Source organism: Telmatospirillum sp. J64-1 (assembly GCF_006980715.1).
GTDB classification, from domain to species: domain Bacteria; phylum Pseudomonadota; class Alphaproteobacteria; order Rhodospirillales; family Magnetospirillaceae; genus Oleiliquidispirillum; species Oleiliquidispirillum nitrogeniifigens.
In genome coordinates, this window is record NZ_SBHN01000016.1 from 78,744 (window position 1) to 94,365 (window position 15,622).

15 protein-coding genes and 1 tRNA gene are annotated in these 15,622 nt (G+C 63.3%); 11 read left to right on the forward strand and 5 right to left on the reverse strand.

What is annotated here, in order from left to right:
* Positions 1-31: 31 nt before the first annotated feature.
* The 5 genes from EPD66_RS15535 (at position 32) to EPD66_RS15555 (ending at position 5,358) form a co-directional block, all read left to right on the forward strand.
* A complete protein-coding gene (locus tag EPD66_RS15535) occupies positions 32-610 on the forward strand; it encodes an ANTAR domain-containing response regulator (protein WP_142849439.1) in 579 nt (192 codons plus the stop codon).
* Positions 611-1,103: 493 nt separating this feature from the next.
* The gene (locus tag EPD66_RS15540; RefSeq protein WP_142849440.1) at positions 1,104-2,420 is read left to right on the forward strand and encodes a CmpA/NrtA family ABC transporter substrate-binding protein; all 1,317 of its coding nucleotides are present in this window, start codon (positions 1,104-1,106) and stop codon (positions 2,418-2,420) included.
* A 32-nt stretch (positions 2,421-2,452) separates the two neighbouring features.
* Positions 2,453-3,295 (forward strand): nitrate ABC transporter permease, encoded by an 843-nt coding sequence (gene ntrB / locus EPD66_RS15545; RefSeq protein ID WP_142849441.1) that lies wholly within the window; start codon positions 2,453-2,455, stop codon positions 3,293-3,295.
* 19 nt (positions 3,296-3,314) lie between these two features.
* Positions 3,315-4,553, forward strand: a complete 1,239-nt coding sequence (locus EPD66_RS15550; protein WP_142849442.1) for a CmpA/NrtA family ABC transporter substrate-binding protein — start codon at positions 3,315-3,317, stop codon at positions 4,551-4,553.
* A 13-nt stretch (positions 4,554-4,566) separates the two neighbouring features.
* Positions 4,567-5,358, forward strand: a complete 792-nt coding sequence (locus EPD66_RS15555; RefSeq protein ID WP_142849443.1) for an ABC transporter ATP-binding protein — start codon at positions 4,567-4,569, stop codon at positions 5,356-5,358.
* Between the two features lie 258 nt (positions 5,359-5,616).
* Here EPD66_RS15555 and EPD66_RS15560 read toward each other — a convergent pair whose 3' ends face one another.
* The 4 genes from EPD66_RS15560 to EPD66_RS15575 are packed head-to-tail and all read right to left on the reverse strand — an operon-like array spanning position 5,617 to position 7,797.
* Positions 5,617-6,282, reverse strand: coding sequence for an NnrU family protein (locus EPD66_RS15560; protein ID WP_142849444.1), 666 nt, complete (start codon positions 6,280-6,282; stop codon positions 5,617-5,619).
* A 7-nt stretch (positions 6,283-6,289) separates the two neighbouring features.
* Positions 6,290-7,189, reverse strand: a complete 900-nt coding sequence (gene folD / locus EPD66_RS15565) for a bifunctional methylenetetrahydrofolate dehydrogenase/methenyltetrahydrofolate cyclohydrolase FolD (RefSeq protein ID WP_142849445.1) — start codon at positions 7,187-7,189, stop codon at positions 6,290-6,292.
* Positions 7,182-7,517 carry a DUF167 family protein gene (locus EPD66_RS15570; RefSeq protein ID WP_142849446.1) on the reverse strand — a complete coding sequence of 112 codons (336 nt, stop codon included), beginning with the start codon at positions 7,515-7,517 and terminating at the stop codon, positions 7,182-7,184. The genes folD and EPD66_RS15570 overlap by 8 nt, the downstream gene beginning before the upstream one ends.
* The gene (locus EPD66_RS15575) at positions 7,498-7,797 is read right to left on the reverse strand and encodes a YggT family protein (protein WP_185961441.1); all 300 of its coding nucleotides are present in this window, start codon (positions 7,795-7,797) and stop codon (positions 7,498-7,500) included. The genes EPD66_RS15570 and EPD66_RS15575 overlap by 20 nt, the downstream gene beginning before the upstream one ends.
* 169 nt (positions 7,798-7,966) lie before the next feature.
* On the opposite strand from EPD66_RS15575, the gene EPD66_RS15580 reads away from it, so the two are divergent.
* The 3 genes from EPD66_RS15580 (at position 7,967) to EPD66_RS15590 (ending at position 10,858) form a co-directional block, all read left to right on the forward strand.
* Positions 7,967-8,042: transfer RNA gene (locus tag EPD66_RS15580), tRNA-Ala, on the forward strand.
* 364 nt (positions 8,043-8,406) lie between these two features.
* Positions 8,407-9,228, forward strand: a complete 822-nt coding sequence (locus tag EPD66_RS15585; protein ID WP_142849447.1) for an alpha/beta fold hydrolase — start codon at positions 8,407-8,409, stop codon at positions 9,226-9,228.
* Positions 9,218-10,858: an ATP-binding protein gene (locus tag EPD66_RS15590; RefSeq protein ID WP_142849448.1), complete on the forward strand. Its 1,641-nt coding sequence runs from the start codon at positions 9,218-9,220 to the stop codon at positions 10,856-10,858. The genes EPD66_RS15585 and EPD66_RS15590 overlap by 11 nt, the downstream gene beginning before the upstream one ends.
* 47 nt (positions 10,859-10,905) lie before the next feature.
* Here EPD66_RS15590 and EPD66_RS15595 read toward each other — a convergent pair whose 3' ends face one another.
* On the reverse strand, positions 10,906-12,495 hold the full coding sequence (locus EPD66_RS15595) for a sensor histidine kinase (RefSeq protein ID WP_185961442.1): 1,590 nt from the start codon (positions 12,493-12,495) through the stop codon (positions 10,906-10,908).
* Positions 12,496-12,904: 409 nt separating this feature from the next.
* Between EPD66_RS15595 and queA the strand changes: the two genes are divergently transcribed.
* Genes queA through queF form a run of 3 tightly spaced genes read left to right on the forward strand, consistent with a single transcriptional unit; the run spans position 12,905 to position 15,547 of the window.
* Entirely contained in the window at positions 12,905-13,945 is a 1,041-nt protein-coding gene (gene queA / locus EPD66_RS15600; protein WP_142849450.1) for a tRNA preQ1(34) S-adenosylmethionine ribosyltransferase-isomerase QueA, read from the forward strand.
* Positions 13,942-15,069, forward strand: coding sequence for a tRNA guanosine(34) transglycosylase Tgt (tgt, locus tag EPD66_RS15605; RefSeq protein WP_142849451.1), 1,128 nt, complete (start codon positions 13,942-13,944; stop codon positions 15,067-15,069). The genes queA and tgt overlap by 4 nt, the downstream gene beginning before the upstream one ends.
* A gap of 13 nt (positions 15,070-15,082) precedes the next feature.
* A complete protein-coding gene (gene queF / locus EPD66_RS15610; protein ID WP_142849452.1) occupies positions 15,083-15,547 on the forward strand; it encodes a preQ(1) synthase in 465 nt (154 codons plus the stop codon).
* Positions 15,548-15,622 lie beyond the last annotated feature (75 nt).

Consider the following 15,622-nt stretch of genomic DNA (forward strand, 5'->3'; position numbering starts at 1 on the left):
AGACAGGACGGATCTTGAATCGAGAGGGTGAATGAGCCTACGCGTCATCGTGGTCGACGACGAGCCTGACCGCGCTGTTCTGGTGCGCGAGGCGCTGGAGGCCGAGGGATTTACCGTCGTGGGCGTCTTTCCCACCGGGGCCGGTCTGATGACCAAGGTGCCCGAACTTCAGGCCGACGTGATCATCGTCGATATCGACAGCCCCGACCGCGACACCCTGGAAGACATGCGCCGCGTCACCTTCGAGCAGCGCCGCCCGGTGGTCATGTTCGCCCAGGACGGCAAGCCTGAAACCATCCGCGCCGCCGTCGAGGCCGGCGTGGCGGCCTATGTGGTGGACGGGCTGAAGGCCGAACGGGTCAAGCCGGTGGTCGATGTGGCCGTTGCCCGGTTTGCACAATTTCAAGGCTTGCGGACCGAGCTGCACAAGGCCAAGTCGTCCCTGGCCGAGCGCAAGCTGGTGGAAAAGGCCAAGGGAATCCTGATGCAGCGGCGCCAATGCAGTGAAGAGGAAGCCTACAAGCTGATGCGCAAGATGGCGATGGACCAGAAGGCGCGCCTGGTGGATATCGCCAACAGGATCATCGAGGCGGCGGACCTGCTGGGCTGAGGGCTTGCTCATGCTTCGAGACGGCCCTTCGGGCCTCCTCAGCATGAGGTTTATGTTATTGAAATAGAATGAGGAATTAGCCTCACCCTGAGGAGCCGCCTTGGCGGCGTCACGAAGGGCGAGGCGGACCAAAAACATGTCTTCCGCAGCCTCTGAACACTAAGATGCATAAATATTAATCACATCCTCGCGGCGTGTTCATAATTTATGCAGAATCGTGGTGCGATGCAGCGTGGAAAGGGCTGGAAACTCCCAAAACGTGTTTGGCATGCAGACTGCATAGCTATGGGCGAGGCAGGTCCGGTTCTCAACGGCGAGATCCCGGAACAGCCAGAAAGTTGAATCGGCCCATGGCGACGGCGCTCCGGGCCTGATCGGAACAACGGCGTTCCTCGATCCGAACCCTCCTGTCCACCTCCGGGGGTTTCGGTTCGCGGGAACGCCGTTTTTGTTTTTCCCGCCCTGTGGGGGCAGAATTGGGGGAAAGAAACAGATGAGCGACCAGAAGACATTCGAACAGGCCAATGTTTCGCGCCGTAGCCTTCTGAAGGGCGTCGCCGCCACCACGGCCACCGCTGCCGTCCTCACCGCCGTCCGCGCCGCCTTCCCCGGTGGGGCCCATGCCGTCACCACCGCCGAGGCGCCCGAGGTCAAGGGCGCCACTCTGGGCTATATCGCCCTGACCGATGCCTCGCCGCTGATCGTCGCCCTGGAGAAGGGCTTCTTCAAGAAGCACGGCCTGCCCGAGATGCGGGTCGAGAAGCAGGCGAGTTGGGGCACCACCCGCGACAATCTGGTGCTGGGCTCGGCCCGGGGCGGCATCGACGGCGCCCATATCCTGACGCCCATGCCCTATCTGGCGACGGTCGGCAAGATCACCCAGGCGCCGCTGCCCATGGCCATCCTGGCGCGCCTGAACACCAACGGTCAGGCGATTTCGGTGTCCAATGCCTACAAGGACCTGAAGGTCGGCACCGACGCCACGGCCTTCGGCGAGGCCCTGCAGAAGGCCAAGGCCGGCGGCAAGGATGTCAAATGCGCCATGACCTTCCCCGGCGGCACCCATGATCTGTGGATCCGCTACTGGCTGGCCGCCGCGGGCATCGATCCCGACCGCGACGTGGCAACCATTGTCGTGCCGCCGCCGCAGATGGTGGCGAATATGCGCGTCGACACCATGGAAGCCTTCTGCGTCGGCGAACCTTGGAACAGCCAGCTCGTCACGCAGAATATCGGCTATACGGCGCTGACCACCGGCGAATTGTGGGGCAACCATCCGGAAAAGAGCCTGGGGATGCGCGCCGATTGGGTCGAACAGAATCCCAACGCGGCCAAGGCCATGCTGATGGCAGTCCTGGAAGCCCAGCAATGGTGCGACAAGGACGAGAACAAGGAAGAGATGTGCAAGATCGTCTCGGGCCGCAACTGGTTCCGCGTGCCGGTGAACGACATCCTGGGCCGTGCCCAGGGCCGGATCGATTACGGTCACGGCAAGGTGGTCGAGGACAGCCCGCATCTGATGAAGTTCTGGCGCGACCATGCCTCCTATCCCTTCCAGAGCCATGATCTGTGGTTCCTGACCGAGGATATCCGCTGGGGCTATCTGGAACCCGATACCGACCTCCAGGCGCTGATCGCCCGGGTGAACCGCGAGGATCTGTGGCGCGAGGCGGCCAAGGCCATCGGCGTCGCCGAGGCCGACCTGCCCGAAGGCACCTCGCGCGGGGCGGAGACCTTCTTCGACGGCAAGGTCTTCGATCCGGCCGATCCCAGCGCGTATCTGCAGAGCCTCGCCATCAAGCGAGTCTAGTCCAAGGACAAAGTCAGGAAAGGGCCCTAGCCATGAACCTTCGCGTCGAAAGCCTGAAGAAGCCTTTGTCCATGCCTGCCCTCGACGGCGCGGCGCTGGCGAAGAGCGCGCGCCGGACGGCCGTCAACCTGATCCCGCCGATGGTGGCCCTGGCCCTTTTGCTGGCCGTCTGGGAAATGCTGTGCCGCAATCCCGGCGTGACGCTGCCGCCGCCTTCGGTGGTGCTGGCGGAAACCTGGGACCTGATCATCGATCCCTTCTACGACAACGGCAGCATGGACAAGGGGATGTTCTGGCATCTCCATGCATCGCTGTCGCGCGTCGCCATCGGTTTCTCGCTGGCCGCCGTGGCGGGGATCGGCCTGGGCGTGCTGATCGGCCAGAGCAAGCTGGCCATGCGCGCCCTGGACCCTTTGTTCCAGATCCTGCGCACCGTGCCGCCGCTGGCCTGGCTGCCCATCTCGCTGGCCGCCTTTCAGGCCGCCGATCCTTCGGCCATCTTCGTGATCTTCATCACCGCGATCTGGCCGATCATCCTGAACACCGCCGTCGGCATCCAGAACATCCCGCAGGATTACCGCAACGTCGCCCGCGTGCTGCGCCTGTCGCCGGTCGAGTTCTTCGTCAAGGTCATGCTGCCCGCGACGGTGCCCTATATCTTCACCGGCCTGAAGATCGGCATCGGCTTGTCCTGGCTGGCGATCATCGCGGCGGAAATGCTGATCGGCGGCGTGGGCATCGGCTTCTTCATCTGGGATGCCTGGAACAGCTCGCTGATGAGCGAGATCATCCTGGCGCTGATCTATGTCGGCATCGTCGGCTTCATGCTCGACCGCATGATCACCTTCATCGGCCGCAAGGTCGGCGGCGTCTAGAGCCGGAAGGGGAAAGGGCATGTCGCTGGAAAAGACCCGCCTGCGCCTGGGCATTGTTCCGCTGATCGATGCCGCCCCGCTGGTGGCGGCCAAGGAACGCGGTTTCTTCGCCATGCAGGGGCTGGAGGTCGAAATCAGCCGCGAGGCTTCCTGGGCCAATATCCGGGACAAGGTGGCGCTGGGCGTGCTCGACGGGGCGCATATGCTGGCGACCATGCCGCTTTCCGCCAGCCTCGGCCTGGGCGCCATCCGCGAGAAGATGGTCGCGGCGATGGGCCTGAATACCGGCGGCAATGCCATCACCCTGTCCAACGCCCTGTGGGAACGCATGGCCGAGGCCGATCCCGCCGCCATGACCCGGCGCCCGGTGACGGCGCGGGCGCTGAAGACGGTGATCGAGGAGGACCGCCGCCAGGGACGCCCGCCGATGACCTTCGCCGTGGTCTATCCCGTTTCGCCCCATATGCTGGAACTGCGCTACTGGATGGCCTCGGCGGGCATCGACACCGAACGCGACCTGCGCCTGGTGGTGGTGCCACCGCCGCAGATGGTGGCGCAGCTTTCCGCCGGAAATATCGACGGCTATTGCGTCGGCGAGCCGTGGAACAGCCTGGCCGTCAGCTTGGGGCTGGGGCGGGTGGCCATCACCAGCCGGGAACTCTGGGCCGGGCGGGTGGAAAAGGTCTTCGGCGTCACGGAAAGCTGGGCGCGGACCCATCCCCAGACCCATAAGGCCGTGCTGAAGGCCCTGATCCAGGCCGCCTGCTGGTGCGACGAGAATCGGGGCGAACTGGCCGAGATCCTGGCCCAGCCCGCTTATGTGAATGCCCCGGCCGAAGTGGTGCGCGCTTCGCTGCTCGGGCGGTTCCGCTATGAATTCGGCGGGCCGGAAGAGGACATTCCGGATTTCCTGCTGTTCCACCGCCATGGCGCCAATTTCCCCTGGCGCTCGCAGGCCCTGTGGTTCCTGCGCCAGATGGCGCGCTGGCGCCAACTCCCGCCCGGCGTGGACATGGGCAGGACGATGGAAGAGGCCTATCGCCCCGACCTCTACCGCATGGCCGCGCTGGAACTGGGCCTGGCCGTGCCGACCACCGACAGCAAGACCGAAGGCACCCACGCCGGACTCTGGACCCTGACCCAGGCCAGCGCTCCGCTGGAGATGGGGCCCGATCTTTTCTTCGACGGCAGCGTGTTCGATCCCGCCGCCGCTTCACAGACATCTCTGCCTCCCGGCGAAGAAGCCGCCGGGGCCTGACAGGAGACCTGCCATGTCCGCTTATCTCTCCGTCGAAAATGTCGGCATCACCTTCGAGACCGACCGCGGCCCCTTCACCGCCTTGCGCGACATCCGCCTGAGCGTCGCGAAGGGCGAGTTCATCTCGGTGATCGGCCATTCCGGCTGCGGTAAGTCCACTCTGCTGAACATCGTCGCGGGCCTGTCCAAGGCGACCACCGGCGGCGTGCTGCTGGAGGACCGCGAGGTGAACGAGCCCGGTCCCGACCGCGCCGTGGTGTTCCAGAACCATTCCCTGCTGCCCTGGCTGACCGTCTACGAGAATGTCCGCCTCGGCGTGGACAAGGTGATGAGGAACCGCCCGAAGGCCGAACGCCATGAATGGACGCTTGACAACCTGGCCCTGGTGCGCATGGACCACGCCAAGGACAAGAAGCCCCACGAGATTTCGGGCGGCATGAAGCAGCGCGTCGGCATCGCCCGCGCCTTGGCCATGGAACCCAAGGTGCTGCTGCTCGACGAGCCCTTCGGTGCGCTCGATGCGCTGACCCGCGCCCATCTGCAGGACAGCCTGATGGACATCCAGCAGCGCCTGGGCAACACGGTGATGATGATCACCCACGACGTGGACGAGGCGGTGCTGCTGTCCGACCGCATCGTCATGATGAGCAACGGCCCCGCCGCCACCATCGCCCAGGTCCTGGACGTCAAGCTGCCCCGCCCGCGCCACCGTATCGTCCTGGCCGACGATCCCGATTACAACCATTACCGCGCCGAGGTGCTGCGCTTCCTGCACGGCAACGAACCGGCGGGCAAGGCGGCATAACATGCTTCGAGACGGCCCTTCTCGGCATGAGGTCTATCTTATCGATAAGAATAAGGAATTAGCCTCACCCTGAGGAGCCGCGTCGGCGGCGTCTCGAAGGGTGGGGCGGGCCAAAGGCCGGCGAGGTGTTTTTTCGCAGGGCGGTGCCCTGTAACAGCCTTGGTGTCTTTGTGTCTTGGTGGCCCCCTGCGGCAGGAAGAAACCACCAAGGCACCAAGGGCACCAAGAAAAGGAAGGGAATCCGGGGCGGCGCCCCAGTTAGAACAGCGGCAGCGGCGAGACGCCGAACAGCCAGGGATGCAGGTGCAGCATCGCGGCCCAGGCGACCAGGCCCAGCAGGATATGCCACCAGCGCACATCCTTCGGGCGCAGGCGGAGGGGCTGCGAGGTCTGGGCGGCCAGGCGGCTCCAGTCCGCTCCCAGCCGGGTGCGGGATTTGCGGTCCAGCAGGGCCGGGGCGCTGAGGGAGAGCAGGAAGAGGGGGGCGAACAGCATCAGCGCGGCGACGTCGCCATTGGCCAGCAGATGCGAGCCCGACCACAGGATCAACGCCCAGGGCAGGGGATGGCGGGTCAGGCGCAGGATGCCCAGATTCTGCGGATCGAAGCCCTTGCCGCCCGGCCCCAGGGAGAAGGGATTGGGCGTGGCCAGCGCCGCAATGCCGAGGATGAAGGCGACGGGCATGGCGAGGTTCGGCACCCAGCGCGTCCAGGGGGCGAACCACAGCTCGACATAGGGCGCGTCGGCATAGGCCAGGGCCATCCACAGGATGACCGCCAGCGACAGCAGCGAATAGGCGATCAGATAGGGCCGCAAGCCCATCATCGCGACCAGCCTTGCCCGCACGGGACGGGCGGCGGGCAGGGCGTGGGTGAGCAGGAAGGCCGCCACGGCGGCGGCCAGATGCGAGAGCGAGCCCGTCATGATCCGCTCAGAACTGGGTCAGGCACTCGGGCAGGTTGAGGCGGTGGAGGCGACAGGCGGCTTCCAGCGTGTTGCGCAGCAGCACGGCAATGGTCATGGGGCCGACGCCGCCGGGAACCGGGGTGATGGCGCCCGCCACTTTGACGGCTTCCTCGAAACGCACGTCGCCGACCAGCTTCTTTTTGCCGTCGGGGGTGATGATGCGGTTGATGCCGACGTCGATCACCGTGGCGCCCGGCTTGATCCACTCGCCGCGGATCATCTCGGGACGGCCCACGGCGGCGACGACGATATCGGCCTGGCGGCATTCGCCGGGCAGGTCGCGGGTCTGGGAATGGGCGATGGTGACGGTGCAGTTCTCGCGCAGCAGAAGCTGGGCCATCGGCTTGCCGACGATGTTCGAGCGTCCGACGATGATCGCCTTCATGCCCGACAGATTGACCAGATGGTCCTTCAGCAGCATCAGGCTGCCCAGCGGCGTGCAGGGAACGAGCCCCGCGCCGCCGGTGGCGAGGCGGCCGGCATTGAAGGGATGGAAGCCGTCGACGTCCTTGGCCGGGTCGATGGCCTCGATCACCTTCTGCGGATTGATGTGATTGGGCAGGGGAAGCTGGACCAGGATGCCGTGGACGCTGGGATCGTCGTTCAGGCCTTCGATCAGGTTCAGCAACTGCTTCTCGGTGGTGTCTTCGGGCATGAAATGCTCGAAGGAATTCATCCCGATCTCGGTGGCGCGCTTGTTCTTGTTGCGCACATAGACCTGACTGGCCGGGTCGTCGCCCACCAGCACCACCGCCAGGCCCGGCGTCACATGATGATAGTCGCGGAGTTCGCGCACGCTCTCGGCAAGGGAATCGCGCAACTGCCCGGCGAAAAGGTTGCCGTCGATGATCTTGGCTTCAGTCATTTCGTTCGATCCATGAAGCTAGGCGCTGCCGGATGTCCTCGGCTTCGCCGGTGATATGCACAACCTTGCGCCGGTCTGTGGCGCCGACGACGATCTCGAAGGCGCCCTTGGGCAGCTTCCATTCCTTGGCCAGCAGCTTGATCAGCGCGGCATTGGCCTTGCCGTCCTCGGGAATGGCGGTCACCGAGACCTTCAATATGTGGGAACCGTCGGCCTCGGCGGCCAACCCCTCGATCCGGTTTCGCGAGGCCTTGGGCGTCAGGCGCACGGCCAGCCGCACGCCGTCGGCCGCAAGAGTCAGCGGCAGGTCAGAGAATTCTGAGGACAAGTTGCCGCAGGACCTCCTGCACCAGGATCAGGATCAGGATCAGCGCCAGGGGCGAGAAATCGATGCCGCCGGTATTGGGCAGGATGTTGCGCAACGGCCGCAGGAACGGCTCGGTAATGCGGTGCAGCGCATCCATCACCGTGTAGACGAAACGGTTATGGGTGTTGATCACCCCAAACGCCACCAGCCAGCTCATCACCGCCGAGATGATCAGGGCCCACATGAACAGCCGGATCACCAGGCTGATGACCTGGTAGAGCGGGATGATGATGACTTCCATCCGCTAACACCTCATTCTGCCAAGAGTTTCCGGTAAACTAGCGACAGACTGGCCCCGGTGCAAGCGCCCCCCGCCGCAAGTCGGGGTAATCGCCTCGCGCAACGGAGGGGTGGCTTCGGTTTGAACGCTTGACAAGCCCCGGGGCGATGGGCATTATCCCGCACCTTACGGGCCCGTAGCTCAGTTGGGAGAGCGCTGCAATCGCACTGCAGAGGTCGTCGGTTCGACTCCGATCGGGTCCACCAAATTTTCCCTAGCAACACATTTTCCGCTTCGTTTGCTGGGCAGAAATCCACTACCCCAAAAATCAGCCCGTCGCTTTTCTGTCGCGGTGACGAGGCTTCTGCACTGCCGCCACGCGCGAACACGGAATTTCCCCTGCGCGGCAAGCCCGATTCTTTGGGTCTTCTTCCCTATCAGCTTCCAGCTTCCTGCGCGGGTGCGGCCTCTGGTGAGGCCCGGGCACCTGCCGATAAAGGTAATACTATCCTACTGCGATAGTCTGATAAGGGCGGCTTCTCATTGGCGATAGGCGGGGTAGTGCGAAGAAGCGCATCCCGTTATGCTGAGCAATATCCTCGGAAATTGTGGAAACGGTGGAATAGCCTGATGGATGTGCTCGCACGAAACAATGTAAAGGTCTTCGGGTCCGGCTCCCGTGCCATGGTCTTCGCCCATGGTTATGGTTGCGACCAGACCATGTGGCGCTTCGTCGCACCTGCCTTTGCCGAGACTCACAGGATCGTGCTGTTCGACCATGTCGGCTGTGGGGCTTCCGACCTGGAAGCCTATGATGCCGAGAAATACGGCACGCTTTCAGGCTATGCGGAGGATGTCCTCGAAATATGCGCGGCGCTGGACATCACCGACGGCATCTTCGTCGGCCATTCGGTCAGCGCGATGATCGGGATCCTTGCCGCGAATAAAGACCGAACTCGCTTTTCCGATCTCGTCCTGGTGGGGCCCTCTCCCTGCTATGTGAACAAGGACGGCTATATCGGAGGATTTGCCCAAGAAGATATCGATGACCTGCTCGAGACGTTGGACGACAATTATCTCGGCTGGTCCAGTGCCATTGCGCCGGTGATCATGGGGAATGCCGATCGTCCGGAACTGGCGCAGGAACTGACGAACAGCTTCTGCCGGACGGATCCCGAGATTTCGAAACACTTCGCCCATGTCACGTTCCGGGCCGACAACCGGGCGGATTTGCAGAATGTCACGGCCCGCACCCTGGTCCTCCAATGTTCCGAGGACGTCATTGCGCCTTACGACGTCGGCGAATATGTCCATCGGATGATCCCGCGCAGCAGGTTCGTCATGATGAACGCCACCGGACATTGTCCCAATCTGAGTGCCCCTGAGGAAACCATCACGGCGATCCGTTCGTTCTTGATGGACCAGGCGGCAGAGACGCGCGGTGAAACCTGAACCTTTTTGCGACGAGACGGCAGAGGAGCTTTATGAACATGCTCCCTGCGGCTATCTGACCACGTTGCCCGATGGGCTTGTCGTCAGGGTGAACAAGACCTTCCTATCCATGCTGGGGCGGAAGCAGGAGGACATATTGTCCAAATGCCGCTTCCAGGACCTTCTGAGCATCGGCGGCCGGATCTACAGCGAGACGCATTTGATGCCCTTGCTACGCATGCAGGGCTTCGTGCGCGAGGTCGCTCTCGAATTGCGATGCGGCACCGGCGGCAAGCTTCCGGTGCTCGTCAATATCGAGGAGAAGAGGGACTCGGACGGCGCGCCCATTTGCAACCGGATCACGGTCTTCGATGCGACGGACCGCCGGAAATACGAGCGGGAGCTATTGGAAGCGCGGCGCAAGGCGGAAGCGATGGCGGCTGAATTGTCGCAGTTGAACGCCACCCTTGAAGAGCGCATCGAGCGTGAAGTGGCCGAACGCCTTCAGGCCGAAGAGGCCTTGCGGCAATCGCAGAAACTGGAGGCTCTTGGGCAACTGACCGGCGGGGTCGCCCATGACTTCAACAATCTGCTCCAGGCATTGTCGGGCTGCCTGCACATGATCGAGAAAAAAGCCGCCAACGAACAGATCGGCCCCCTGCTCCAGGCCGGGAGGCATGCGGTTGAGCGCGGAGCGAAGCTGACCCGGCAGCTTCTGGTCTTCGCGCGGCGCCAAGCGCTCCGGCCGGAAGCGCTTGACGTGCGGGATAGCCTGCTGGGGATGAGCAATCTGCTGGGGCATGCCATGCGTCAGGGGGTCAAATTCGAAACGGCGCTGGAGCCCGATCTATGGCCGGTGAAGGTGGACGCGACCCAGCTTGAGGTCGCCCTGCTGAACCTGACCGTCAATGCCCGGGATGCCATGCCGCAAGGCGGGCGTATCGTCCTGAAGGCGCGCAATCTCTCTTTTTCTAGTCCCGAAGGGCCGGAAAAGCTGCTTGGCGACTTTGTCGAGATTTCCGTGGCTGACGAAGGTACGGGAATGTCGCCCGAGGTGCTTGATCGGGTTTTCGAGCCCTTCTTTACGACGAAGGAAGTCGGAAAGGGAACGGGTCTGGGTTTGAGCCAGGTCTATGGCTTTGCGCGGCAATCCCAAGGCGGCATCAGGATCGAAAGTGCCGTAGGGGTCGGCACCACCGTTTCGATCCTGATGCCCAGGACGGCTGAACGACCGGCCGCCATCGCCGAGACGGTGCTGCCGGACAATATTCGCGGGGGAACCGTCTTATTGTTGGAAGACGATCCGGTTGTGTCGGCCGTGACCGTTTCTGCCCTGGAAAGCTTCGGTTTCGTCGTGACGCATGCCATGACGGCGGAGGAGGCGCTTGCCGCCCTGAATTCGTGCGCCAGCTTCGATCTTCTTCTGGCTGACGTCATTGTGCCCGGCAGTAAGAATGGTCTGGACATCGCCCGGGAGGCACGGCGGATGAAGCCGAATCTGTCGGTCATCCTGGTCAGCGGCTACAACGAGGCGATCACCGGCATGAGCGACTTGGAAGAGTTCACCTTCCTCGAGAAGCCCTATCGCCTCGAAAAGCTCGTCAAGGCCATCTGCGAAGCGATCGGGGAAAAGGCGCAACCGCAAGAGTGATTTGGGGGCAGAGGGAAGGCATCTCTTCCGGCTGTTCCTCCGCCGCTTCAGGCGGATTGCTTTTCGGGCGAGAAGCGCAGGCGGATCAAGGCGCCGCCCTCCGGCTGGTTGGCCAACAGCAGCTTTCCTTCCAACTGCGCGGCCAGGCTTTTGATCAGGCGCAGGCCCAGGCCCGGAACGCTCCGCCCCGCAAGGATGGCTTCCGAGAAGCCCTGGCCATTGTCCCGGACTTCCAGGACGAGCGTTTCCTTGTCGGACACTTCCTTTTCGGAAAAGAAGGCGACCTTAATCATCCCGCCCCTGCCGTGGGGAAAGGCGTGCTTGACGGCATTGGCCACCGCTTCATTGACCAGCAGGGCCAGGGGCATCGCCTGGTCGAGGGACAGGATGATGGAATCCGCCTCGGCGGAAATGGTGATGCCGCTTGGGGCCGTGTCCCCCAGGACATCGCAGAGGCGCCGGATATATTCGCCGCCGTCGAGGGCGGCGAAATTGTCGCTCTGGTACAGGATCTCGTGGACCAGCGCCATCGCCTGGACCCGGGTCAGGCTGTCCTCATACCCGCCTTGGGCCGTTTCCGGCACGCGCGAGGCTTCCAGCTGGAGGAGGCTCTGGATGATGGCGAGGTTGTTCTTGACGCGGTGATGGATCTCGTTGAGCAGGATCGAGCGCTGTTCCAGCGAAAGTTCCTTTTGCCGGATCGCCGTAAGGCCCCAGCAGGTCAGCAGCGCCAGCGAGCAGAGGCCGACGATCAGCATGAAGCTCTGCCGGAAGGCCGTCTCCCGCCAGGCCGCCAGGGCGTCGTCCTTGGCGGTCGAGGAGGCGACGACCAAGGGCCAGCCGGTGACCCTGCGGAAATAGCCGACCCTATGGACGCCATCGGATTGCGCCACCAATTCATAACGCCCTTCGGGGCTGCGGGCGGCCTGCCGGATCACCAGGGAATCGGTGAAGGAGGGGGGCGCGGATCTGGGAGCGACATTCTGCCGGATGGCAATGGGTGAGCCATCCGCGCGCAGGATCAGGACATTGTCCCGGGGGCCGATATTCAGGCCGGTATAGATCTTCTCGAAATAATCCTGGCCGATGGAGACGGCGGCGACGCCCAGGAAATGGCCGTCCGGGGTTTCCAGCCGCCGGCTGACCGAGAAAAGCCAGGTGCCGGTGACGGCGCCTTTCCTCAGGGCGGTGACGTAGTATTTCTCGCCGGCGGTATGGGCGAGAAAGAAGTTCCGCTGGCTTAAGTCGAGTTGGGTGACATCCTCGTCGATCGAGGTCGCCAGGGGAATGCCGGTGCTGTCGACCACCCAGACCTGCAGCATTTCCGGGAAATAGCGCGTCCAGTCCTTCAGTCTCTCCGGAAAAAGAGGGTCCTCGGCGGCGCCGGATGCGACGTCGTCGGCGATTGCCTCCAGGATGCCTTGCGCCGTGCCCATGACCCGCAAGGCATGTTCTTCGAGGAGATCAGCCAGGGCTTGATTCTTCGCATAGGCCTCTTCGATGACCTGGTGACGCGAGAGAACAAGAGACCACGTGGTATAGAGGCTGATCGCCAGGGCACTGACGAGGGCCAGGATGATGACTCTCAGACTTGGCGAAAACCTGTGCTGCCGTTGCTTCCCTGCAATGCTTGGCATCTTTTTTATTCCCATTGTTATGCCAATGGTATTGTTGTTGATGGGCTTGGAAGCGCCTGGAGGAGGTTACCATAGGAAATCTCTGATGCACAGAGATAGAAAAATAGGGGAACTTATAGGGGGTGAGGTAATACAGGTTATTACGGAACTCCTGGTAGGTGTATTCAGAAATGCTTTTTGTGTCCTGAAAAAGAGTAGTGCTTTTTTTGGGGTAACTGGATATTCCGGATGTTTTTCTCCCGCGTCGATCGGGGTGGCTTTTTTGGTGCTATCTATGGTTGAGAAAGGCTTCCGCGACCCCTTTTGCCTAGGCCGCGAATGGAAGGTGAAGGGCGCTTTGGCTTGACGGAGCCTAGCGTTTCGTGCCATTGCCCCCTTTTCCCGGATTTCCTATGGGTTCCTGGCTCCCATGAAGGTGGACGAGTTCGATTTTGAGCTGCCGCGCGATCTGATCGCCGAGCGGCCTGCAGTGCCGCGTGATGCGGCCAAGCTGCTGAATGTGGAGGCGGAGCAATTCCATGATCTGGTGGTGCGCGACCTGCCCGCTCTGCTGGCTCCCGGCGATGTGATGGTTTTCAACGATACCCGCGTGATTCCCGCGCGCCTGAAGGGGCGGCGCGGCGAGGCGGGGATCGAGGTCACGCTGCATGAGCAGATCGCGCTGGATCGCTGGAAGGTCTTCGCCAAGGGCGCCAAGAAGCTGAAGGCGGGACAGGAGATCACTTTTGCCCCCGGCTTCTCGGCCATGGTCGAGGAGAAGGGTGAGGCGGGAGAGGTCACCTTGCGCTTCAATCGCGCCGGTCCCGATCTGGTGGCGGCGCTGGAACGCCATGGCGAAATGCCCCTGCCGCCCTATATCAAGCGTGAGGGCGGGGCCGACGAGCGCGACCGCAAGGATTACCAGACCGTCTATGCGCGCGAGGACGGCGCGGTGGCGGCGCCGACGGCGGGCCTGCATTTCACGCCCGAGCTTCTGGCCGCGCTGGATGCGCGCGGCATCAAGCGGGTGACCGTGACCCTGCATGTCGGGGCGGGGACCTTTCTGCCGGTCAAGGTCGAGGACACCGCCGAGCACAAGATGCATTCCGAACGCGGCTTCATTTCCGCCGAGGCGGCCGAGGCCATCAACGCGGCGCGGGCGGCGGGCGGTCGCGTCGTCGCGGTGGGCACCACCTCGCTGCGGCTGCTGGAAAGCGCCGCCGACGAAAACGGCATGCTGGCGCCCTATGCGGGTTCCACCGACATCTTCATCACTCCGGGCTATCGTTTCAGGATCGTCGATCTGCTGATGACCAATTTCCACCTGCCGCGCTCGACCCTGTTCATGCTGGTCTGCGCCTTTGCCGGCATGGACCGCATGAAATCCGCCTATGCCCATGCCATGCGCCATGGCTATCGCTTCTATTCCTACGGAGATTCGTCGCTGTTGCGGCGGGAGGGTCTGGCATGAGCGGCTTTCGTTTCGAGCGTTTCGCCAGCGATGGGCGTGCCCGGCTGGGCCGCGTCCATACGGCTCATGGCTACATCGATACACCGGCCTTCATGCCGGTGGGCACGGCGGCCACGGTCAAGGCCATGCAGCCGGAATCGGTGGCTGCGACGGGCGCGCAGATCCTGCTGGGCAACACCTATCACCTGATGCTGCGCCCGGGGGCGGAGCGGGTGGAACGCCTGGGCGGCCTGCATGAATTCATGAACTGGCCCCACCCGATCCTGACCGATTCGGGCGGCTTCCAGGTCATGAGCCTGTCCAAGCTGCGGAAGATCACCGAGGAAGGTGTGACCTTCCAGTCCCATCTCGACGGCAGCAAGCATCACCTGACGCCGGAGCGGTCGATGGAGATCCAGCGCATGCTGGATTCCGACATCACCATGTGCTTCGACGAATGCACGCCCTTCCCCGCGACCGAGGAACAGGCCGCAGAGTCCATGCGCATGTCCATGCGCTGGGCGCGGCGCTCGCGCGATGCCTTCACCGAACGCCCCGGCTATGGCCTGTTCGGCATCAACCAGGGCAGCATCTACGAGAACCTGCGCGAGGAATCGGCCAGGGCGCTGATCGATATCGGCTTCGACGGCTATGCCGTGGGCGGCCTGGCGGTGGGCGAGGGGCAGGAGCTGATGTTCCAGACGCTCGATTTCACCACGCCCATGCTGCCCGAGGACAAGCCGCGCTACCTGATGGGCGTGGGCAAGCCGTCCGATCTGGTGGGCGCGGTGATGCGCGGCATCGACATGTTCGACTGCGTCATGCCCACGCGCTCGGGCCGTACCGGACAGGCCTTCACCCGGCGCGGACCGGTCAATATCCGCAATGCCCGCCACATGGACGACCCCCGGCCGCTGGACGAGGGCTGCTCCTGCCCGGCCTGCAAGAATTATTCGCGTGCCTATCTGCACCACCTCGCCCGGTCCGAAGAAGTGCTGGGCCTGATGCTTCTGACTTGGCACAATCTGCACTATTATCAGGACTTGATGCGGGGCATGCGTCATGCCATCGCGGAAGGACGGCTGGCGGATTTCGCCGCCGATTTCCACCGCGAACAGGCATTGGGCGATATCGAGCCCCTGTGAGGAGCCCGGAGCAATGGCCGAAACGATCTACGACAACCTGACGCAACTGGGCACCAAGTCCGACCTGCCCAACACGCCCGACGAGGCGGTGCTGGAAACCGTGCCCAATCCCCATCCGGGCACGCTCTATCTGGTGCGGTTCACCTCGCCGGAATTCACCTCGCTCTGCCCGATCACCGGCCAGCCCGACTTCGCGCATATCGTCATCGATTACGTGCCCGAGGATTCGCTGGTGGAAAGCAAGTCGCTGAAGCTGTTCCTGGGCAGCTTCCGCAATCACGGCGCCTTCCACGAAGACTGCACCATCGCCATCGCCCAGCGCCTGGTCGATGCCATGGAGCCGCGCTGGCTGCGCATCGGCGCCTATTGGTATCCGCGCGGCGGCATTCCCATCGACGTCTTCTGGCAGACCGACGAGCCCCCGGCGGGGTTGTGGCTGCCCGATCAGGGCGTGCCGACCTATCGCGGGCGCGGCTAGTTCCGGCGCCCGAAGCGGAGCGCAGAAAAAATCCGTAGGCAGACCATCAGAGGTCCTCGCTCCTAAGATATATCC